Genomic DNA, 22,792 nt, shown 5'->3' on the forward strand with positions numbered 1-22,792 from the left:
TACACGCCATATCCTAAAATAGACGCGTTAATGGTGGGTCGAGGAGGACTTGAACCTCCGACCTCACGCTTATCAGGCGTGCGCTCTAACCACCTGAGCTACCGACCCAGTACAGACCGGTAGGTCTGATGTATACTGAAGAGATATGAGGACAGTCCGGTTCGATATATGATCGGCTTTGTTTGCCAATCTGCTAAGTGTTTCACGAACAAAAGCAAGCTTAAGTTGCTAGAAACATCCTTAGAAAGGAGGTGATCCAGCCCCAGGTTCCCCTAGGGCTACCTTGTTACGACTTCACCCCAGTCGCTGATCCTACCGTGGCCGCCTGCCCCCCGAAGGTTAGCGCAGCGTCGTCGGGTAGAACCAACTCCCATGGTGTGACGGGCGGTGTGTACAAGGCCCGGGAACGTATTCACCGCGTCATGCTGTTACGCGATTACTAGCGATTCCGACTTCATGGGGTCGAGTTGCAGACCCCAATCCGAACTGAGACAGTTTTTTGGGATTAACCCATTGTCACTGCCATTGTAGCACGTGTGTAGCCCAACCCGTAAGGGCCATGAGGACTTGACGTCATCCACACCTTCCTCCCGCTTATCACGGGCAGTTTCCATAGAGTGCCCAGCCGAACTGCTGGCAACTAGGGATGTGGGTTGCGCTCGTTGCCGGACTTAACCGAACATCTCACGACACGAGCTGACGACAGCCATGCAGCACCTGTATCTCGTCCAGCCGAACTGAAAGCTCCATCTCTGGAGCGACGACGAGTATGTCAAGGGTTGGTAAGGTTCTGCGCGTTGCTTCGAATTAAACCACATGCTCCACCGCTTGTGCGGGCCCCCGTCAATTCCTTTGAGTTTTAATCTTGCGACCGTACTCCCCAGGCGGAATGCTTAATCCGTTAGGTGTGTCACCGAACAGTATACTGCCCGACGACTGGCATTCATCGTTTACGGTGTGGACTACCAGGGTATCTAATCCTGTTTGCTCCCCACACTTTCGCACCTCAGCGTCAGTATCGAGCCAGTGAGCCGCCTTCGCCACTGGTGTTCCTCCAAATATCTACGAATTTCACCTCTACACTTGGAATTCCACTCACCTCTCTCGAACTCTAGACTGATAGTTTTGGAGGCAGTTCCGGGGTTGAGCCCCGGGATTTCACCCCCAACTTTCCAATCCGCCTACGTGCGCTTTACGCCCAGTAATTCCGAACAACGCTAACCCCCTCCGTATTACCGCGGCTGCTGGCACGGAGTTAGCCGGGGTTTCTTTACCTGCTACTGTCATTATCATCACAGGCGAAAGAGCTTTACGACCCTAAGGCCTTCATCACTCACGCGGCATGGCTAGATCAGGCTTGCGCCCATTGTCTAAGATTCCCCACTGCTGCCTCCCGTAGGAGTCTGGGCCGTGTCTCAGTCCCAGTGTTGCTGATCATCCTCTAAAACCAGCTATAGATCGTAGACTTGGTAGGCCGTTACCCCACCAACTATCTAATCTAACGCGGGCCGATCCTTCTCCGATAAATCTTTCCCCCAAAGGGCGTATACGGTATTACTCTTCGTTTCCAAAGGCTATTCCGTAGAAAAGGGTACGTTCCCACGCGTTACTAACCCGTCCGCCGCTCACCCGAAGGTGCGCTCGACTTGCATGTGTTAGGCCTGCCGCCAGCGTTCGTTCTGAGCCAGGATCAAACTCTCAAGTTGAAAAGCTGTTACCAGCTTGTCCTTGACGTTCGAACCTATGCACATCGAATAATTGTTCAAATTATTCATCTTCTGTTTATCTGTGCTCAAGGTACCAAAAGATACCGAAAGCCGACAAACAGTGAAGCTGACACCACATCATCGGATTAAAAACCCTAGTGGCGCGATATGATAGGCAGATCCATCGAAATGAACCAAACTGCCCACATATCTCTTCAGTTTTCTATCAATGTCAAATAACGTCGAAGACAAATTAACAGATCACGCCATCCTCTCAAATCGCGCAACCCGCCCAATATATCCTCAGAATTCTCTAAGTTCCCACCAAATCTTCAATCCAGCAAGACCACCTTAAACGCCGTAACGCCCTCGGTGAAGGCGCTTTTAGAAGCAACAGATAACATCCGCAACCCCCTTTCGATAACTATTTATATCTTTTTTTACTTTCATGGAATGATGGGCAATTCCAGACAGCCAGAGCCGACGCGAAACGCCCACTAGATATGGCTTATCTGCGTTATGGACCCACTAAATCTTTTTATTTACGCCTCAAACTATTTGAATTTGATAAAATAAGAACGCCGATTTTCTTCAATCCGTTTCATCTTGCCTGGTTTGCCAAACGATTAGCGATTACCGATTCCCGACAAATCGCGCAAAGTAACCCTGGGGCTTTTCTTGATCCGAAAAGACAACGCCGCCCGTTGCCAAAGCCTGCTCGCCAAAAAAGCGGCCATAAAGTACGGCCGGTTGCTCATCGCCGATCCGCCCGATCGCTGCAGTATCGGCTCTGTAGCCAGACCCATCTGCATCGAAACTGATTTTCGGTGCCGCAATGATAAAATCCCGAGTTTGGCCAACCAATGTTCCCGCATTGCGCGGCTCATCAAAATTTACATTCAGTTCGAACACACCATTTTGCACCTGATTTCGCGCTTCAACAGCCGAAACCTGCACATCGCCCTTATAGGTCATCACACCCGAAGGAAGACGCGTTGCAGTTGACCCGGCCACAAAATATCCACGACCCGCAGTGCCAAGAGATGCAGAGGTTTGAGCAGCAAACCCGTTTTCAAACAGAACCCCGCTTCGAACCAGCTCCAATAACGCCCCATCGTGAAGGGTTAATTTTATCTGGTCGCTAAAACGCCCGGGCTGCCCGGGCGTCATAGAGGGCACCAGATCAGAGCCTTGCTGCTGGCCCAGCGCGGTGGCCAATTTAGCCCCCTGCACCAAGCCCAGATAGGTTTGTGTTCCATCTGTTGATGAGAACAACACCAGCTGATCGCCATCTTGAAACCTCTCAAGCGCAAGGATCTTGGGATCATCATAAACGGGGCCTATATCCGGCGGGCTGGTGCCGGTAGGCAACGCTGCGCCGCCACTGCCACCGCCGCAGGAGGCGAGGGTCATCGCGGTAACGCTTACCATTATGTTACCTATAAAAAGCTTCGGAAATAACTTTTTCAAAACTCGCTTAGGGTATACTGTTTCCTTTTCTTGGGCGAGCAAAACAAACTTAAAATTTGCCTCAATTTAGCCGTCTATTAGCGTTGTAACACGCGTGCAGCCCTGTGCGGTTTAAACGCGTCTGCAGTGCCCGCGCGCGCATTCCCAGTGTTGCCCATGAAAAAGGTAAAGACATGCCAAAACCTGCCGCTCTGCTTTCAAAATAACGCCACCCTCACTCTATCGGCTGCGGATGGCTCAGAAGTGCAAGCTTAAAGGGCAAGTTGTAACCAAGGGCGCCTTCGACTGTATTACTGATCGCCCAACCGCCTTGTTCATGCCAAACGTGGCATTGGCCAAAGGTGACGTTAAGCAGACATCTTGTTCCGCAACGCTTAGCAGCAAATCAGCTTTGCGGTTTGGCTAAACTTTAACAGCGTTAGAAAAAATTAAATTTGATTGAGTCACAATTAGATTTACCTGAACCTCCTGCTTAGTGGAGGAAAAAGAATCAATGGCGCAAAAAGCCCCCTTTTTAGTGTCTTTTGTGAATTGCCAATTTGAAGAGACCACAGATCAGATTGTATATGCCTCGAATGCACAGGATGCTGAAGATCAAACATTACGCGCCTTCTCATCCGCGCATATTGTCAGCAGCGTTCGATCCATCGACAATTTGAAATGGCTGAGCGCTGCGTAACCAGACATTTATGCGCCCCAAAGCGCAGTCTGATGCGCGCGTTGTCTGGTAAGTGAAGAGGCGACAAACGCCATAGTAAGCTTGCGTCAGTCTCACGCACTTGCGGCCTTCATACGAACTGCGTAACGTTGGTCTATGTTAGAGCCTTTAATTGACCCTTTTGCCCGCGCCATAAATTACCTGCGGGTGTCGGTGACCGATCGCTGCGATTTTCGCTGCGTCTATTGCATGTCCGAAAATATGAAATTCCTGCCCAAGGCAAAGCTGCTTACCTTGGAAGAGCTGGATCGCTTATGCTCAACATTTGTGGCGCTTGGCGTCGAGAAATTGCGCATCACCGGCGGGGAACCTTTGGTGCGAAGAAATATCATGTCTTTCTTCAACGCCATGTCCCGCCATCTGGACAGCGGGGCGTTAAAAGAGCTGACGCTTACAACCAATGGCTCGCAATTAGAGCGCTTTGCACAAGATCTCTACGGCGCTGGCGTCAGGCGCGTAAACGTTTCACTCGATACGTTAAACGACGAAAAATTTGCGAAGGTCACCCGTTGGGGGCGGTTGCCGCAAGTGTTGCGCGGAATTGATGCAGCCCAGCGCGTCGGAATGCGCGTTAAGATCAACGCAGTGGCGCTGAAAGGCTTTAATCAGGAAGAATTATTCAGCATCACGGATTGGTGCGCGCAGCGCGATATCGACCTGACATGGATCGAAGTGATGCCCATGGGAGATTTGGGGGAAACCGACAGAGTTGGCCAGTATTGGGCGCTGAGTGATTTGCGCCAAGAGCTATCGCAAAACTATGATTTGATCGACTTGCCCGAGCGCACCGGAGGACCAGCCCGCTATGTTGAATTGCGCCAGACAGGGCAAAGAATTGGATTCATCACACCATTAACGCATAATTTTTGTGAAAGTTGCAACCGCGTCAGACTGACCTGCACAGGGGAGCTGTTCATGTGTTTGGGTCAAGAGGATAACGCGGATCTAAGGGCGCCATTGCGCGCTGATCCTAGCGATAATGGCCCTTTAATTCGCGCCATTCACTCTGCCATAGGGCGTAAACCAAAGGGCCATGATTTTGATTATTCACGCCAAGAAATCACCGGACAGATGACCCGCCACATGAGCCATACTGGCGGATAAGAATTATACTTAAAGCATTAGAAACAATATTTTAGCGTTTGTTCGCAATGCGCAAGAGGATGTATTAATGCGTGATGAAACTGGTCTGTTTCACCGTATGGCTCAGAATAATTTCAGCCGAACTCTGCGCCTAAATCTTTTTTAGAGCGCTCAACCCAATGCTCTTGCAACCAATCACATGCCAAAGACCAGCGCAGCAGTGATCCGCGATATCCTGCCAAAACTTCGGGCATTTTCGGGCGGCCATGAAAGCAGACAACGCGGGCATTTTGCGGCAAACGGGGCTGGCGCAAGTAATTCATCGGCGGCAGATCCAAACAATCATGTTTGAAGCTCAGAACAAGCTCATTTGGGATATAGGCAAAATCATCATTATCCATCGCCTTATGAGAGGTATAGCGCTGCTCAGAACCTCGCGCTTTTTCAACCTCTGCATAGGGATTTTTCGCCAAATCCTCGTATAGATATCCATGTCGGGCGGGATCAAATCGAAAAACCGAGCCATGCCCGGTTGGGCGGCCTTTGCGCGCCTCGATCCAATCATGGCGCATGGCAATTTTATCGGCCGGCATTTGCCAAATTTCATTCAAGGACCCGGTGACAACAACATCAAGGTCGAAACCTAAAATGGGGCCCTCAAGATCACGGATTAACCCCGGCTTGAACAAAGAGGTTTTGCGCATCGCGCCTTGCCGGTTGGCAACAGCCAATGCCGCGTTCATCGGCTCTAAAAACGGCTCATTCGGCAAGTCTAACACTTCGATATCAGGATGAAAACCAGCGCTGTTTTCTGTCATGCACAAAAAGCGAATATCCGCATCAAGATTGCGCCTGACGCCAGAATAGAGCCGGTTCACATATTCAGGGCCGAAGAGCGTACCCCATTTAATACAAACGATATTTGCAACGGCCATCCGTTATCCTTTTTTGCGCTTTCGTGCTGGTAGCGCCTTTGGTCTTTGAAGAAAAGGCTGATTTAAACTTATACCGCGGGCATACCCTGCTCGATCAGTTCAACCCACCAGCTGCATCCGGCTGTAATCGCCTCATCATTGAAGTTATATTCAGGATGATGCACCGGCGCGCTGTCACCATTGCCAATCAAGATATAGGCCCCTGGTCTCTCATTCAGCATGAACGAAAAATCCTCGCCTCCCATGACCAAATCGGCCGGAGCGCAATCCCCGGAAACTCGGCGTGCCATATCGGCTGCAAATTCGGTTTCGACCTCATGATTAGCCATCACGGGATAGCTGCGTTTATATTGCAATTCTGCCTCGGCGCCATAAGCGGCCGCGGTTCCCCTTGCAATATCGCCAATCCGCTCTTCGGCCAAATCTTGGAGCGGGGCGGCCAAGCTTCGAACAGTGCCGCGCAACCGTACGTCTTGTGGAATAACGTTAAACGCCGTTGAGGATGTTTCAAAAGAGGTGACCGACACAACCAGTTGCCCAACCGGATCCGCATTGCGGCTGACGATGGATTGCAGCGCCAAAACAACATGGCTGGCCACCAAAGTGGGATCCACCGTGATATTGGGCTTGGCCGCATGCCCGCCCCGGCCCTTAATGGTCAGTTCGAACATATCCGTAGCTGCAAAAAAAGCACCAGAGCGAATGGCGAATTCTCCGGTCGGCATTTGCGGCCAATTATGCATGCCATAGACCTGTTGGATCCCAAAACGCTCCATCAACCCATCTTCGCACATTTCTCGGCCACCACCGCCGCCTTCTTCTGCGGGCTGAAAAATCACCACTGCAGTGCCGTCAAAATTCCGCGTCTCGGCGAGGTATTTTGCAGCCCCCAGCAACATCGCCGTATGCCCATCATGCCCGCACGCATGCATAGCGCCTGCGGTTTTGCTCGCATAGTCAAGGCCCGTCTCTTCTTGAATGGGCAGCGCGTCCATATCCGCGCGCAACCCTATCACCCGGCCCGAGGTTTGTCTGGCACCGCGGATCACACCAACCACCCCAGTGCGCCCCAAACCTGTGACAACCTCATCAACCCCAAACTCGCGCAGCTTTTGCGCGACAAACGCTGCTGTTCGGTGCGTTTCAAACAGCAATTCGGGGTCAGAATGAAGCGCTTGGCGCCAAGCTGCGATTTCTGGCTGCAACTCAGCGACAGCATTTTTAAAGGGCATATTCTATCCTTTTTCCAGCATATTCAAAAGGTCCCGCATGAACTGATGGCCTTTGTCAAATTGCGCAATCTCGATATATTCGTTGGGCTGATGGGCTTGCGCAATATCGCCCGGTCCGCAAATGACCGCAGAATACCCTGCTTGTTGGAATTGCCCCGCCTCGGTGCCATAGGAAACAACATGCGTTTCATTATCGCCCGTGAGTTGCCGCGCCAAAGTTTCAGCCAAAGCAGTCGGTTCGGGGCGAAGCGCCGGAACATAAAACCGTTGCTTTAAACTGATCGCCGCTTCGGGGCGCGTTGCCTGCATTTCGGCTTCGAGCGCCCGCGCAGTGGCTTTGTATTTTGCCGTCCAATCCGCTTCCTGTTCATCTGCAACAACCCGAAAATCCATGCTAAACCAACAATCCTTCGCAGTAATATTATGCGCGGTTCCCCCCGAAATCATTCCCACATGGGCTGTGGTATAGGGGGGATCAAACATCAGAGCGATTTCGCTGGCAGATTTGGCCCTATTCTCAGAATTCACATCATTTGCCCAATCGATCAGCTTCGCCCCCGACATAATTGCGCTAACGCCTTGATCAATCAAAGAAGAATGTACTTCAAACCCGCTTACATGCGTTTCAAACCCGATCCCGCCCTTATGCCCCGTGACCGTTTGCATCATCGAAGGTTCTCCAACGATCACCCGCTCGGCAAAGGGTAAGCTTGCGCGCATCGCCTCAATCATTGAAGGGGCGCCCAAACAGCCAACTTCTTCATCATAGCTGAGCGCAAGCTGCAAAGGTTTTTGCAAGTCTGCATAGCGCGCCTCGACAAGCGCCCAAATCGCCAAGGCCACAAATCCTTTCATATCACAGGTGCCACGCCCGTAATATCGGTTGTCTTTCTTCAGCACCGTCCAAGGATCTTGTTCCCAAAGCTGCCCCGCAACGGGCACCACATCGCTATGTCCTGATAACACAACCCCACCCGCGGTTTCAGGCCCGACATGCGCAAAAAGGGCAGCTTTGTCCTTTTCGCCATTATAGCATCGATGGGGAGTGATGTGATGGCTTTTTAAATATGTTTCAACCCAGTCAATCAGGGGTAGATTACTGTCTTTGCTTACTGTTGGAAAGGCAACCAAATGGCACATAATATCAAAAGGCGATAATCTCTGAGACGTCATTTTTTAATATCCACAATGGGTTTGCAGCACGAAATGATCGCGCGTGATTTCTGTGTAAACTGAGGGTTCAGGGATGTAGTCTAAGGCATGAATAGGCGAGGGAATCGCCTTGAATTGCAAATCACGATCCAGTTGTTTTTTAGCAGGATCTGCGATCGGAACCGCTTTCATCAAGGCTTTCGTGTAAGGGTGTTGCGGGGTTTCAAATACTTTTTGGCGCGGTCCGATTTCAACAATGCGCCCCAAATACATCACCGCCACATCATGGCTTACCCGTTCAACAACCGCCATATCATGGCTAATGAATAGAAACGAAAGGCCCAGATTAGCCTGCAGCCCCATCATCAGGTTTAAAACCTGCGCTTGCACAGACACATCCAGCGCACTGACGGCTTCATCCGCCACAATCAGCTGTGGATTCAACGCTAAGGCGCGGGCAATCGCCACGCGTTGACGTTGCCCCCCGGATAGCTCATGCGGATACCGTCCTAAAAAGCTGCGGGGCAATTCAACCTGATCGAACAGCTCGGACACCCGGTTTTGAAGCGCAGCCCCTTTATGCGTGCCAAAACTGCGCAAAGGCTCTGCAACCTGCGCCATCAGCGTCATTTGCGGATTGAGCGAGGCAAAGGGATCCTGAAACACCATTTGCATTTTGGCGCGCGCGCGGCGCAAATCGGCAGCGCTCATATCGCCTAAAATCTCACCATCAATCTCAACTTCCCCGGAATGCGGCTCAACCAAGCGCAACAAAGAACGCCCAACGGTTGATTTGCCGCACCCTGATTCGCCTACCAAAGATAAGGTACGACCCTTTTGAAGCGTGAATGAAACATCTTCTACGGCGTGAACCCTCGCCACCGTGCGGCGAAAAAATCCACCCGACACATCGAACCGCGTCACCAAATTTTTCACTTTTAACAGAGGTGCATCGCTGCCAATAATTGGCTCCACCGCTTGCGCTTTCGCACCCAAAAGCGGCAGCGGCTGCGGATAAGATGTGCCGCGCATATCGCCCAATCTTGGCACCGCTGCAAGCAGCGCTTTGGTATATTCATGCTGGGGCGCTTGAAAAATTTGGTCAACCGGACCTTCTTCCACTTTGCGCCCACGATACATCACCACGACCCGGTCCGCCATCTGGGCAACCACCGCCATATCATGCGTGATAAACATAACCGCCGCACCGGTTTCCTGCTTCAGTCGATCAATCAGCGATAAAATCTCTGCTTGAATGGTAACATCCAGCGCCGTTGTCGGTTCATCCGCAATCAACAAGCGGGGCCTGCAGGCAAGCGCCATGGCAATCACCACGCGCTGGCGCATTCCGCCAGAAAGTTCATGCGGATATTGTTTCAAGCGCCGCTCGGGTTCGGGAATACGCACTTGCTTCATCAACTCGAGCGCGCGCGCGCGGGCAGCCCCCTGCCCCAACTGAAGATGCAGCTTCAACCCTTCCACCAATTGCCGCTCAATCGTGAACACAGGGTTAAGCGCCGTCATTGGCTCTTGAAAAATCATGCCTATATCGTTGCCGCGCACTTTGCGCATTGTGGCAGGCTGAGCGTTCACCACATCGAACTGCCCGCCTTTTTCAGGCCTAAGCCGCAATTGGCCGCCAGCAAGCGCTCCGCCTCCAAATTCCACCAACCGCATCATAGAGAGCGCGGAAACTGATTTTCCTGAGCCGGATTCTCCAACCACGCAGACGGTTTCGCCTGGATTGATTTGAAAAGAAAGGTCCTCAACCCCAATAACTTCGCCAGCTTTGGTCTGAAAAGTCACCCTTAAGTTCTGAAACTCAGCAATCGGCTGCACGGCATCATCTAACATTAAAAACACTCTTTTACGGCTGGTCCACGCTAGCGGCACCCTTTGCCGCTTGTCAAATCAATCATAATAAACCGGTCAAATTTCTAAAAAACATTGCTTTTCGCGAAAACTATGTTTCCATGCTCATACGAAACCCAATGACCAATACCATTTGGGTCTTTTATTTGAGTAGAGCGAATGCGCGACGCGTAAACGCCGCTGCGTTTCTATGTGAAGTAAGAGAGGGGAATGTTGCTCCCCACCAACCATTAAGGAATAGTAAAATGCAAACACATTCACTGGTAATACTGGCCTTGTCGGCGCTTGGACTGTCTTCGCCAAGCTTTGCTGATCGCGGAGGCGATGGAAATGTCAGCATAATTTATTGGCAAGCCCCCTCGATTTTAAACCCCTACCTGACCGGCGGCACAAAAGATTTGGAATCCTCTTCATTGGTCGTTGAACCTTTAGGCCGCTATGACAATACGGGCGCTTTGGTGGCCTATCTCGCCGAAGAAATTCCGACGGTTGGCAATGGCGGTGTCAGCGCCGATCTAACCTCGATCACGTGGAAGCTGAAACCTGGGCTGTTATGGTCTGATGGCAGCGCTGTGACCTCCGAAGATGTTAAGTTTTCAGCTGATTATTGCTTGCACCCAGATATGGGCTGCGCCTCGTTATCCTATTTTGCGGGGGTTTCCAGCGTAGATATTGTAGATGACCTTACGGTCACGGTAAATTTTGACGCGCCAAAACCCAACCCCTACGGGCCTTTTATGGGCTATACAGCCCCGATCATTCAAAAAGCCCAATTTGAAAATTGTATGGGCGCCAAAGCCCCCGAATGCACCGATCAAAATTTCTACCCGATTGGCACCGGGCCCTTTGTTGTAACCGATTTTCGACCCAATGATGTGATTCAAATGAAGGCAAATGATCACTATCGTGATCCCGCAAAGCCAGCCTTTGCGACCGTTACATTTAAGGGTGGCGGAGATGCCAGCGCCGCCGGACGCTCCGTGCTGGAAACCGGCGAATTTGATTACGCTTGGAATCTGCAACTGGCGCCCGAAGTGATCGCGAATATGGAAAGCGCCGGTAAAGGCAAAGCGATTGCTGGTTTTGGGCCTTTGGTCGAACGGATCGAGATGAACCTTACCGATCCTTCGCCCGAGCTGGATGCCGATACGCGCTCTACCCGCAAAGCGCCACATCCGTTTTTATCAGATATCAACGTACGCAAAGCCCTTTCCATGGCGATTGACCGCCCCTTATTGGTAGAAATCGGTTATGGCAAGGCCGGCAAAGTAACCTGTGATCTGGTGCCCGCGCCGGATTTATATGCAGCCAAAAATGATTATTGCGTGGCACAAGATATCGCAGGCGCCAATGCGCTGCTTGATGCAAGCGGTTGGGTTACAGGTGGCGACGGGATCCGCAGCAAAGACGGCATGCGTTTGTCCATTCTCTATCAAACCTCAACCAATGCGGTGCGCCAAGATTTCCAAGCCTTAATCAAAGAATGGTGGGGCCAAATCGGCGTGGAAACCGAATTGCGCAATTTGAATGCCTCGGTGTTTTTCGGCGGCGACCCCGGCTCACCGGATACGTTCCAGAAATTCTATGCGGATGTGGAAATGTACGCGAATACCTTTAGCGGCACAGACCCACAATCCTATCTGGCGCAATATCTGTGTGGCACAGAGCCACGCCCAGAATCGCAATGGCAAGGTGAGAATATCAACCGCTTTTGCGATCCAGCCTATGACGCGCTTTACGCCGAATTGACCAAAACCGGTGATTTAGCCCGGCGCGGAGAAATCGGTATCGCATTGAACAATATGCTCACCAAAGACAGCTATACGATCGTGCCCTTGGTCCATCGTGGCCGCGTGTCTGCACATGCGAATTCTTTAGGTGGGGTGATCCTGAACACCTGGGATTCCGAGCTTTGGAATATTGCCGATTGGTATCGCATTAAGTAATAGCAGCACAGGTCTGTGCCGCGGTCATCGCGGCGCAGATCACGGTATAATTTACCGAAGTAAAAGGTTTTTAAATGTTTACTTTTGCGATGCGGCGGCTGGCAATCGCCATACCGACGCTTTTATTCATTTCGCTCATCGTATTTTTGTTGCTGAACTTGGCGCCCAATGACCCGATGGCGCAGGTGCCCTTAACGGTTCCCCCAGAAGTGAAACAGAAAATGCGCGAAGCGCTTGGCTTGGGGCAACCTCTGCATGTTCAATATTTCAAGTGGTTGGTGCAATTTTTCTGGATTGAACCGCAAGTGCTCATCGACCATCTGTTCAACACACAATTTTCAAAAGACGATCTACGCGTCATCAGCTGGCAAACCCGCAGCCCCGTAATGGATGTGGTGGTTCAGCGGCTTCCGCAAACGCTTTGGGTGGTAGGTATGGCCTATCTGGTGGGTATTTTGATCGCGCTGCCAATCGGCATTTATTCTGCCTATCGCCAATATTCCGTTTTTGATCAAGTTGGTACTTTCGTAGCGATGATCGGTTATTCAGTTCCGCCATTTTTCAGCGGCGTCGCGGTGATCGTTTTATTCGCCGTGCAATTGGGCTGGTTGCCCTCTACCTATAACACGTTGCATGAGGTGGTCAGTTGGGACAGCTTTATTATTCAGCTTAAACAAATGGTCTTGCCAGTTATGGTGCTGGCCTTGCAAACAACAGCCCAGCTCAGCCGCTTTATGCGGGCCTCAGTTCTGGATAACTTAAATCAAGATTATGTACGCACCGCACGGGCGAAAGGCTTGAATGAATGGACCGTGGTGATGGTGCATGTGCTGCGTAATTCAATGATCCCGGTCGTTACGGTGATCGCTTTGAACGTGCCCTCAATTTTCGGCGGTGCGATTATCACCGAACAGGTTTTTAAAGTGAACGGAATCGGCCAACAGCTTATTCTTGCGATTTACGCCAATGATCTTCCAACCGTGCAGACGCTGGTGTTTATTTTCACCATTCTAATCATTTTTTTCAATCTGCTTGCAGACTTGATTTACGGGGTTTTAGACCCGAGGATTCGCTATGACTGAGCCCATAGAGCAAACAGCCTTCACCCAATCCCATGGCAAATGGGCCGATATCTGGGCGCAGTTTAGGCATCATAAAGGCGCGTTGTTTGGCGGCGTCTTATTCATCTTAATTGTTGCACTCGTTATGCTTGGGCCATTATTTTGGCATCTTGAAGCCAATACGATCGATATTCGCGCGCGCAATCAAGGTGCCAGCTGGGCGCATCCATTGGGCACAGACCAATTGGGCCGTGATACGTTCGCGCGGCTGATTGCGGGGGGGCAGACATCTATTTCTGTGGGCTTAACCGCCATGATTTTATCCCTTTTTTTGGGCAGTTTAATTGGCGTTTTGGCGGGGTTTTACAAACGGCTTGATGGGCTATTGATGCGCATGACCGATATGTTTCTCTCGCTGCCATTGCTGCCCTTATTGCTGGTTATGATGCTGCTGTTTCGCGATCTGCTGAGCCAAAGCTTTGGGCCGGAACGTGGCATGTTTATTTTGATCGTTTTTGCGATCGGTATAACCAGTTGGATGCCAACCGCGCGCATTGTCCGGGCCGATGTGTTGGCCATCAAAGAGCGCGAATTTATTTTGGCCGCGCGCTCGGTTGGATTGGGCGATGCCGCCTTGATTCTGCGCCATATTCTACCGAATGTTTTTTCACCAATAATGGTATCTGCCACGCTGGGCATCGCCAACGCGATCATCACCGAAAGCGCGCTTTCTTTTCTTGGACTAGGGTTTCCCCCCGATTTCCCCACATGGGGCCGCCTTTTGAACGATGGAGTCGAATATCTACAGCTTTATCCCGGCCGCGCAATATGGCCCGGCTTGGCGATCTCGCTAACCGTTTTGAGCGTCAATTACCTGGGCGATGGCTTGCGCGATGCATTAGATCCCAGAAGCCGTGAAAGATAACCGCATCCCTGCCCCTTATCACAGGGGCAAGCCTCTCACAGTTAAAAAATGCCAACTAGCTTAGCTACTCAATGCGCTTGCGGATGCGCCGAATGGCCCACCAAACCAGCAGCACCACCGGCAGCGTGACGGTGGCCTTCAACGAATTTGCGCTGATCGCAAGTGGGCTTGCTAAGGGTGACATCAAATATCCGGCCAAAGACACGGCATAATAGCTGATCGCCACCACCGATAAACCCTCAACCGTTTTTTGCAAACGCAACTGAAGATCGGCGCGCGCATTCATACTTTCCAAGAGCGATTGGTTTTGAGCAGACCGTTCAACATCTACGCGGGTCCGCAATAAATTCCCCGCCCGCATCGCGCGATCCGCCATCGCTGACAGTCGCCGCTCAGAGGCTTTAACCGTGCGCATCGCTGGATCATATCGCCGCATCATAAATTCGCCAAACGTCTGCCGGCCCGTAAAGCGCTCTTCGCGCAACACTTGGATACGTTGATTGACAATCGCCTCATAAGCGCCCGTGGCGCCAAAGCGAAACGCAACTTGCGCTGATAAGTTTTCCAATTCAGCGGAAATTTTCAACAACGCGTCCAATGTGCGTTCGGGGGATTTTTGTGCCTGAGTCATATCAGCCATCAATTCGCTGAGCTCTGCATCAATCTGCGCCATGCGCGGCGATATGCTGCGCGCCGTTGAGAACCCCAACATCGACATGCTTTTATAGGTTTCGATCTCGCAAATCCGCTGGATAACGCGGCCTATGCGCCTGGGCCCCGTTTCGGCTGCGACAAATAACGCAAAACGCTGATGGCCCGATGCATCTACACGAAAATCACCCGCCACCACGGCCGATTTATCCAAAACTTCGCTGACCGTTAGGCTTTCGGGCACAAACCACTCGGCTAGTGATTGGCTGATCTCATCATCTGAAATCCGCGTTTCAACGCGTAAATTGATCGACGTGATGCGTTCGGCAGTTACCGATTGCAGCCAGTCCTCGGGGAAAGCTTCAAATTCGGCCGGATCAAACGGGCGCTCGGCACCGCCGGTGCTGAACAAGCTATAGGTGACAAACTCAGTATGTTGCTCCCATTTAAGCTGATGCCGGCCCAAAGCGCCAAAATAATGCGTTGCATCGGGTTGCGGATGGGTTTCACCAAAGCGGTCTAACAACGCGATCAATTGGTCGCGGGCGTTTAAGCGGCTGTGGTCCCCGCCCTCAGTATTTTGCGTGAAGGCAAGATAGGCCACACGACCCGGCGCGTCTAAAGATGGAAACGGACGCGCGTGCAGTTCATTGGCCAGCTCATAACGCAACGGGTGATCTTGGATAGCAGACATGCGGCCCTCATGGATAGATGAAACGGTGCTGTAGGCGGGATGTATATCAGTTTTCAAAGAAGGCAAAGCCTACAGCGACCTCAAAGCGCCTTGGTGAACGCAGGCATCGAACAAAAAAAAGGCCCCTGCACCTGTGGCAGGGGCCTTTTCCAAAATCACTGCCCAGACGGGTTAATCGATCATCCCAAGAAGTTTATCAAGAGACGCTTTTGCATCACCATAAAACATCCGCGTATTTTCTTTAAAGAAAAGCGGATTTTCAATGCCCGAATAGCCCGTACCCTGGCCACGCTTAGACACGAAAACCTGCTTTGACTTCCAACATTCCAGCACCGGCATACCGGCAATCGGGCTGTTCGGGTCATCTTGCGCCGCTGGGTTCACAATATCATTTGAACCAATCACAATAGACACATCTGTTTCCGGAAAATCTTCGTTAATCTCATCCATTTCCAAAACGATGTCATAGGGCACTTTGGCCTCGGCGAGCAAAACATTCATATGGCCAGGAAGCCGCCCAGCAACGGGGTGAATCGCGAACCGCACCGTTTTGCCTTTGGCAATCAACCGTTTTGTCAGCTCGCTCACCGCCTGTTGGGCTTGCGCAACAGCCATCCCGTAACCTGGAATGATAATAACGCTATCGGCCTCTTCCAAAGCGGCGGCCACGCCATCTGCCTCGATCGCCACTTGCTCACCCTCGACTTCCATCTGGGGACCAGATGTACCACCAAAGCCGCCCAAAATAACGCTAACGAATGAACGGTTCATCGCCTTACACATGATATAAGACAGGATTGCACCGGATGAGCCGACCAGTGCCCCGACCACGATTAGCAAATCATTACCAAGGCTAAACCCGATCGCTGCAGCCGCCCAACCCGAATAGGAATTCAGCATCGACACCACCACGGGCATATCCGCGCCGCCAATCCCCATGATCAAATGATAGCCGATAAACAGCGCCATCAGCGTTAGGATCAAAAGCGGCAGCAACTCGCCGGAATTTAGATACCAAATCAAACAAATCACCGAGGCCAAGGCAGCGCTGGCATTCAGCGCATGACCGCCGGGAAGTTTGGTCGCCGCCGAGGTCACTTTGCCAGCTAATTTTCCATAAGCAATCACCGATCCGGTGAAGGTCACAGCCCCGATCCAGATCCCTAAAGACGCTTCAACGCGCAAGATATTGATTTCAACGCCTGATTTCTTCGCCAGCAGCGCCGCGAAGCCATCAAGCGTTTTTTTAGCAGCGTCATCCATCGCCATTACGTTGACCAGCTCGAAATGCGCGTTAAAGCCCACGAATACGGCCGCAAGCCCAACCAGAGCATGCATCCCAGCTACCAGCTCGGGCATCTGCGTCATTTCAACTTTTGACGCTAGTTGATACCCGATCAAACCGCCCGCAGCGATCAACAGTGCAGACAGCCACCAAAGCCCAGCGCCTGGGCCAATCAACGTGGCGAGGACGGCAAGGCCCATCCCCACGATCCCATACCAAACGGCGCGCTTAGCGCTTTCCTGCCCAGATAGACCGCCAAGTGACAGAATAAAAAGCACAGCCGCAACAACGTAAGCGGCAGTCGTAAAACCCAATTCCATAATCACGACCTCCTTAAGATTTCTGGAACATGGCAAGCATGCGCCGTGTTACAAGAAAGCCGCCAAAGATATTAATTCCGGCAAAGAATACCGAAATCGCAGCCAAGAGGATAACCAAGAAACTGCCAGACCCAATCTGCAGCACCGCCCCCAGAATAATAATCGACGAAATGGCATTGGTCACCGCCATCAACGGCGTGTGCAGCGAATGGCTGACATTCCAAATTACCTGAAAGCCCACAAATACTGAAAGCACAAACACGATAAAATGCTGCATGAAACTGGCCGGTGCATAGGCCCCGACAAGCAGCATCAATGCGCCACCAACAGCCAATAAAGTGACTTGGTTCTTCGTCTGCTGCTGAAAGGCAGCCGCCTCTTCGGCGCGGCGTTCTTCGGGTGTTTTTTCCGGAACCGTTTCTTTTGGCTTTGCTGCGATCGCCTGCACTTTTGGCGGTGGCGGTGGGAACGTTACCGCGCCCTCATGCGCAACCGTGGCACCACGGATCACGTCATCTTCCATATTATGATTGACCTGCCCGTCTTTTTCCGGCGTCAGATCCGTCATCATATGGCGGATATTCGTTGCATAAAGCGTTGAAGATTGCGCCGCCATCCGGCTTGGGAAATCTGAATATCCCACAACCGTTACGCCGTTCTCGCTCACTATTTTTTCGTCTGGGACGGTTAAATCACAATTGCCACCGCGTTCAGCGGCCAGATCAACCACAACAGAGCCCGGTTTCATGGCAGCGACCATATCGGCAAGCCATAATTTTGGCGCATCGCGCCCCGGAATTAAAGCGGTGGTGATCACAATATCCACATCCGGAGCCAATTCACGAAACTTAGCCAGCTGCTTTTCGCGAAACTCTGGGCTTGACGGCGCAGCATAGCCCCCCGTCGCTGCACCATCTTGTTGAGCTTCTTCAAAATCAAGATACACAAATTCCGCACCCATGGATTCGATCTGCTCTGCCACTTCGGGGCGCACGTCAAACGCGTAGGTTATCGCGCCCAATGATGTTGCTGTGCCAATGGCAGCAAGTCCGGCCACTCCGGCCCCAACCACCAGCACTTTCGCCGGCGGAACTTTGCCTGCAGCCGTGATCTGTCCCGTAAAAAAGCGCCCAAAATTATTGCCCGCTTCGATCACAGCGCGATATCCTGCGATATTCGCCATCGAGCTGAGCGCATCCATCTTTTGCGCCCGGCTGATACGCGGCACCATATCCATCGCAATTACGCTGGCACCTTTGCCTGCTAGTAATTCCATCTGCTCGGTATTTTGCGCCGGATAGAAAAACGAAATCAAAAGCTTCTCATCGGTCAAGCGTTTCGCTTCGGTTGCATTGGGTGGGCGCACTTTGGTGATAATATCTGCGGCTTTCCATAAAGCTGCGGCCGTTTTTACCACCTCAACGCCGGCCTCTCGATACAGCGCATCCGCAAAACCCGCCGCCACTCCGGCGCCGCTTTCAACAACGCATTCATAGCCAAGCTTTTGCAATTGCAAAGCGCTGTCTGGTGTCATTGCTACACGGGCCTCGCCCGCGCTTACCTCTTTGGGTGTTCCGATTTTCACGTCTCACACTCCTCTAACTCTTTATTTTGAAGCTCGAAGATATTTCGAGCATAGGATGCGCCCTTCACGGTGAAGCCAAAAAGCATTTGGGCTGGCTAGCCAAACGTAGCGCCCCAAAAAGCACCGTCCAGTAGCCGAAGCAGAAACACGTGAAAGCGATGCCGTTGGTTTACCGACTGTTTTCCTGACGTCTACCCTAAAATGCGCTTTTCTGCGCTAAGCCGTCCAAAAACTTCCTTTTGAAAGCGGTAACAGCGCTGAAAATAAGGTTTTCAGCCACTTCCCTTCGATAAATTGAACCAAAAGGCGAAAATAGCGCGAAGGAACGAGCGATAAAAATCCGTTTCATCGCGCAAAAATAATTGCGGCATATCCGATGTTCTGCGGTGAGAACAAACCGAAACCCCTAGGCCCAGATGCGGCGGAACAAAGCAGATCTAGGATCGGTTTGCCGCAGAGGTAAAATGCACACTCAGCTTGGCTTAACCCGGAATAATGCCTAGATTGGCAACGAGCACGGCCGAAGGAGCAAGGATAACCGCCATGAATTTGCAGGGAAAGCACGCATTGATCACCGGCGGGGGCAGCGGCATTGGGCTGGCGATCGCGCAAAAGTTAGCCGCGCAGGGCGCGCAGGTCACGATCACTGGGCGGCGCAAAGCCGTGCTGCAGGCCGCTGCGGGCAAAGGCATATTTCCAGCAGAAATGGATGTGACCGATGAAGCCGCGCAAAAAGAGGTGATCGCAAACGCGGTAAAACAACACGGGCCCGTGCAAATATGCGTGGCGAATGCCGGTATAGCAGAAGGACGAACCTTGCAAAAAACACAAATGGAGTTGTGGCGCAAAATAATGGCAACCAATCTTGATGGCGCCTTCATCACCATTCGCGAAGCGATGTCTTCAATGACAAGCACAGATTGGGGGCGGGTGATCGCGATTTCCTCGATCGCGGGCTTGCGCGGCTTGAAGGGGGGCGGCGCCTATGCGGCAAGCAAACATGGTGTGATCGGTTTGATCCGCTCTTATGCGGCTGAACATTTGGGCGGGCCGATTACCTTCAATGCGATCTGCCCCGGCTATGTGCAAACGCCGATTATCGATCAAAACCTAGAAGCCATCCAAAAGCGCGGATTCACCCAAGAGCAGGCGCTGGAAATGATGGTCAGCGCCAACCCCCATAAACGGCTGATTGAGGTTAATGAAATCGCAGAAACGGCTATTTGGCTCTGTAATTCTGCCTCAGGAAGTGTAAACGGACAGGCAATCGAAATTTCAGGTGGCTAAAAGTGAGCGATATTTTTCAAAAAACCAAATCTCTCTTCGACCTGCCCGACGGCATTCTTTATCTTGATGGCAATTCCCTCGGGCCTCTGCCCAAAGCAGCGGCGGCGCGGGTTGAGGCCGTGATGAAGGCCGAATGGGGCCAGATGTTGATCACGGGTTGGAACAAAGCCGGTTGGATGGCGCAACCCAATGCGGTTGGCGACCGTTTGGCGCGCCTGATTGGGGCACAAAGCGGGCATGTTGTTGTCGGAGACACCTTATCGATTAAAGTCTATCAAGCGCTAGATGCTGCGCTGCAATTGCGCCCGGATCGCAAAGTGATCTTGTCTGATAGCGGAAATTTCCCATCCGATCTTTATATCGCGCAAGGGTTGATCCAAGCGCTTAATCAAGGCCATGAGTTGCGCCTTGTTGCCCCCGAAGATCTGCACAATCACATCACAGAAGAAGTCGCTGTGACGCTGATCACGCAAGTCGATTATCGTACTGGCCGCCTGCATGATATGTGCAGTATTACCGAAACGGCGCATCAAAACGGCGCCTTATGCATCTGGGACCTTGCCCATTCTGCAGGCGCCATAGAAGTAGAGCTTGCCAAAGCCAAAGCAGATTTTGCCGTCGGCTGTACTTATAAATACCTCAATGGCGGGCCAGGATCGCCCGGCTTTATCTATGTAGCGCCGCATCTTATTGATAATATTGAACCAACCTTATCAGGTTGGCTGGGCCATGCCGCGCCATTTGCCTTCGCGCAAGGCTATGAGCCAGGAAACGGCATTGACCGCATGCGGGTGGGAACGCCGCCGGTTCTGGCGCTGGCCAGCCTCGAAGCCGCACTTGATGTTTGGGATATGGTCGATATGGCCGAGTTGCGGGCGCAGTCTATTGCGCTCAGCCAATTGTTCATTGCTGAAATTGAAAATAAATGCCCGATGTTAAAATTGGGCTCTCCGCGGGATCCAAATAAACGCGGCTCTCAAGTGGCGTTTCATTTTCAAGAAGGCTATGCCGCAATGCAAGCGCTGATCGAGCGCGGGGTAATTGGGGATTTTCGTGCGCCTGACACAATGCGCTTTGGATTCACGCCGCTTTACATCGATCAACAAGACGTAAGAGCGGCCACCGATATCATTGCCGATGTAATGCAAAACCGCCTGTGGGACGCTGACGCCTATAAAATTCGCGCCGCCGTAACCTGAAGAGGCCAATCAAGCTTAAAAGCGTGGCCGATCTGGATTTCAAACCAGTAAGTCAAACAGCAAGCCGAACCCGGCAGCGCCCATCAGCACCCAGCCCAGCGCAAGCTTAAAGCGCCAGATTAAAATGGCACTAAGCGTTGCGATAACGATCACTCTTAAATCGACCGAGGCGAGTTGCGGCAACCAAAACGTTAAAAGCCCCATGCGCAACTCTAAAACCGTTCCGAAGCTTACCTGAAGCGCAAACCAAACCGACAGGTTCAAGATGACCCCAACAACCGCCGCCGTCACCGCACCCAGCGCGCCCCATAACCTTGGCTGGCTTGACAGGCGTTGAAAATATGGCGCGCCGAGAAAAATCCATAAAAAGCAAGGCACAAAGGTCACCCAAAGCCCAAGCGAGACGGCCATCAAAGCCAAGGCATAGCCACCTTGCTGGAAACCGGCGACAAAGGCCACGAATTGCGTGACCAAAATAAGCGGCCCGGGCGTGGTTTCGGCTAATCCCAAACCGTCTAGAACTTGCGCCGGATTAAGCCATCCATACGCCCCTACCACATCCTGCGCCATATACGCCAAAACGGCATAGGCCCCGCCAAAGGTGACCAAGGCAAGTTTGCTGAAAAACCAACCAAGCTCAGCCAGAAATGGAACGCCAACACCCCAAAACACGATGACCAGTGGGCACAGCCAGAGACAAAGCCCCACCCCAAGCGTTATCGCAAATCGCCCGAAAGAAAACGCAGACAACTCGGAAATCTGAGCATCTTCTGGCGATAGAATTTGCGGGCGTTTGTGATATGCGCTTAAGAAAAAAGCGCCATACACCCCAGAGGCAATCACAATAACCGGATAAGGCAGATTGAGAAAAAACAAACCGACAAAAGCAGCTCCGGAAATCACATAATGCTGGATCTGCGTCAAAGCACGGCGGGATAAAGTTATTAAGGCATGCACCACCACCACTAAGATCGCGGCTTTTACCCCCAAAAAAATTCCAGATAACACCGGCGCTCCAGAAAAGGCCACGTAACTGATCGATAAAGCCAGCATCACCACGGCGCCGGGTATTACGAATAGGCTGCCAGCGATTAAGCCACCGGAAACGCCGCGCAGGCGCCAGCCGGCGAAGGTTGCCAATTGCATCGCCTCCGGGCCAGGAAGCAACATACAAAAATTCAGTGCATTCAGAAACGACTGCTCATCCAGCCATTCTTTTTCTTCAACAAGAATGCGATGCATCAATGCAATTTGGCCAGCTGGTCCCCCAAAGGACAACAAGCCGATTTTGACAAAAACCCAAAATATATCCCTTAGCCGCGCGGGCTTGGATGCGGTGGATATCTTTGCCTCATCGGTTGCTGAAACAGCCATTTTCTCAGGCACCTTTCAAAGTCATCCTTATCTGTCTTAAACATTGCGACCCGTTGCGTGACATCCCTACGTCGCAGGCAGCCCATGCTACGTCAAGGCTTTGCAAGCGCAGCGCTGGGGGCATCAAAAAAATTATCAGGGCTGGGCAAGCCGAGCTGCCCGCAAATCAAACCGACGCCTGAGATTGTCAATTGGTAACCAAAAAACGATCCGAAAGCTCAACCTCTTGCTCAAAGAAACGCGGCCTCAACCGAAAGCATCGCTGACATCAATTAACCGGCAAATACCTTTGAACGT

At 51.9% G+C, this 22,792-nt stretch carries 16 protein-coding genes, 1 tRNA gene and 1 rRNA gene; 7 read left to right on the forward strand and 11 right to left on the reverse strand.

Annotation, left to right across the window (positions count from 1 at the left end; genetic code table 11):
- Positions 1-31: 31 nt before the first annotated feature.
- The 3 genes from UM181_16900 to UM181_16910 form a co-directional block, all read right to left on the reverse strand.
- Positions 32-108, reverse strand: a tRNA-Ile gene (locus UM181_16900).
- A 136-nt stretch (positions 109-244) separates the two neighbouring features.
- Positions 245-1,706, reverse strand: a 16S ribosomal RNA gene (locus UM181_16905).
- 633 nt (positions 1,707-2,339) lie between these two features.
- Positions 2,340-3,137, reverse strand: coding sequence for a hypothetical protein (locus UM181_16910; GenBank protein ID WQC62955.1), 798 nt, complete (start codon positions 3,135-3,137; stop codon positions 2,340-2,342).
- A 532-nt stretch (positions 3,138-3,669) separates the two neighbouring features.
- On the opposite strand from UM181_16910, the gene UM181_16915 reads away from it, so the two are divergent.
- Together UM181_16915 and moaA are read left to right on the forward strand one after the other, a co-directional pair.
- On the forward strand, positions 3,670-3,855 hold the full coding sequence (locus UM181_16915; GenBank protein ID WQC62956.1) for a hypothetical protein: 186 nt from the start codon (positions 3,670-3,672) through the stop codon (positions 3,853-3,855).
- A gap of 135 nt (positions 3,856-3,990) precedes the next feature.
- Positions 3,991-4,998, forward strand: a complete 1,008-nt coding sequence (gene moaA / locus UM181_16920) for a GTP 3',8-cyclase MoaA (GenBank protein ID WQC62957.1) — start codon at positions 3,991-3,993, stop codon at positions 4,996-4,998.
- A 113-nt stretch (positions 4,999-5,111) separates the two neighbouring features.
- Here moaA and UM181_16925 read toward each other — a convergent pair whose 3' ends face one another.
- From UM181_16925 to UM181_16940, 4 genes are all read right to left on the reverse strand, one after another.
- Entirely contained in the window at positions 5,112-5,912 is an 801-nt protein-coding gene (locus UM181_16925; protein WQC62958.1) for a glycosyl transferase, read from the reverse strand.
- A 68-nt stretch (positions 5,913-5,980) separates the two neighbouring features.
- Positions 5,981-7,144, reverse strand: a complete 1,164-nt coding sequence (locus tag UM181_16930; GenBank protein WQC62959.1) for a M20 aminoacylase family protein — start codon at positions 7,142-7,144, stop codon at positions 5,981-5,983.
- A gap of 3 nt (positions 7,145-7,147) precedes the next feature.
- On the reverse strand, positions 7,148-8,317 hold the full coding sequence (gene argE, locus UM181_16935) for an acetylornithine deacetylase (protein ID WQC62960.1): 1,170 nt from the start codon (positions 8,315-8,317) through the stop codon (positions 7,148-7,150).
- A 3-nt stretch (positions 8,318-8,320) separates the two neighbouring features.
- On the reverse strand, positions 8,321-10,150 hold the full coding sequence (locus UM181_16940; GenBank protein ID WQC62961.1) for an ABC transporter ATP-binding protein: 1,830 nt from the start codon (positions 10,148-10,150) through the stop codon (positions 8,321-8,323).
- Between the two features lie 263 nt (positions 10,151-10,413).
- On the opposite strand from UM181_16940, the gene UM181_16945 reads away from it, so the two are divergent.
- From UM181_16945 to UM181_16955, 3 genes are all read left to right on the forward strand, one after another.
- Positions 10,414-12,114: a peptide ABC transporter substrate-binding protein gene (locus UM181_16945; protein ID WQC62962.1), complete on the forward strand. Its 1,701-nt coding sequence runs from the start codon at positions 10,414-10,416 to the stop codon at positions 12,112-12,114.
- Positions 12,115-12,188: 74 nt separating this feature from the next.
- Positions 12,189-13,196 carry an ABC transporter permease gene (locus UM181_16950; GenBank protein ID WQC62963.1) on the forward strand — a complete coding sequence of 336 codons (1,008 nt, stop codon included), beginning with the start codon at positions 12,189-12,191 and terminating at the stop codon, positions 13,194-13,196.
- A complete protein-coding gene (locus UM181_16955; protein ID WQC62964.1) occupies positions 13,189-14,100 on the forward strand; it encodes an ABC transporter permease in 912 nt (303 codons plus the stop codon). The genes UM181_16950 and UM181_16955 overlap by 8 nt, the downstream gene beginning before the upstream one ends.
- A 64-nt stretch (positions 14,101-14,164) precedes the next feature.
- Here the strand turns inward: UM181_16955 and UM181_16960 are convergent, their stop codons facing one another.
- The 3 genes from UM181_16960 to UM181_16970 all read right to left on the reverse strand — a co-directional run bounded on the left by UM181_16960 (position 14,165) and on the right by UM181_16970 (position 18,635).
- Complete coding sequence (locus tag UM181_16960) at positions 14,165-15,445, reverse strand: DUF3422 domain-containing protein (protein WQC64791.1); 1,281 nt, start codon at positions 15,443-15,445, stop codon at positions 14,165-14,167.
- Positions 15,446-15,616: 171 nt separating this feature from the next.
- Complete coding sequence (locus tag UM181_16965; protein WQC62965.1) at positions 15,617-17,050, reverse strand: NAD(P)(+) transhydrogenase (Re/Si-specific) subunit beta; 1,434 nt, start codon at positions 17,048-17,050, stop codon at positions 15,617-15,619.
- 13 nt (positions 17,051-17,063) lie between these two features.
- Positions 17,064-18,635 (reverse strand): Re/Si-specific NAD(P)(+) transhydrogenase subunit alpha, encoded by a 1,572-nt coding sequence (locus UM181_16970; GenBank protein WQC62966.1) that lies wholly within the window; start codon positions 18,633-18,635, stop codon positions 17,064-17,066.
- A gap of 543 nt (positions 18,636-19,178) precedes the next feature.
- On the opposite strand from UM181_16970, the gene UM181_16975 reads away from it, so the two are divergent.
- Together UM181_16975 and kynU are read left to right on the forward strand one after the other, a co-directional pair.
- Positions 19,179-19,922: an SDR family NAD(P)-dependent oxidoreductase gene (locus UM181_16975; GenBank protein WQC62967.1), complete on the forward strand. Its 744-nt coding sequence runs from the start codon at positions 19,179-19,181 to the stop codon at positions 19,920-19,922.
- Positions 19,923-19,924: 2 nt separating this feature from the next.
- The gene (gene kynU, locus UM181_16980; GenBank protein WQC62968.1) at positions 19,925-21,121 is read left to right on the forward strand and encodes a kynureninase; all 1,197 of its coding nucleotides are present in this window, start codon (positions 19,925-19,927) and stop codon (positions 21,119-21,121) included.
- Positions 21,122-21,160: 39 nt separating this feature from the next.
- Here the strand turns inward: kynU and chrA are convergent, their stop codons facing one another.
- A complete protein-coding gene (chrA, locus tag UM181_16985) occupies positions 21,161-22,495 on the reverse strand; it encodes a chromate efflux transporter (protein WQC62969.1) in 1,335 nt (444 codons plus the stop codon).
- Positions 22,496-22,792: the final 297 nt, after the last annotated feature.

The sequence above is a fragment of the Alphaproteobacteria bacterium US3C007 genome (assembly GCA_034423775.1).
Taxonomy (GTDB): Bacteria; Pseudomonadota; Alphaproteobacteria; order Rhodobacterales; family Rhodobacteraceae; genus Thalassovivens; species Thalassovivens spotae.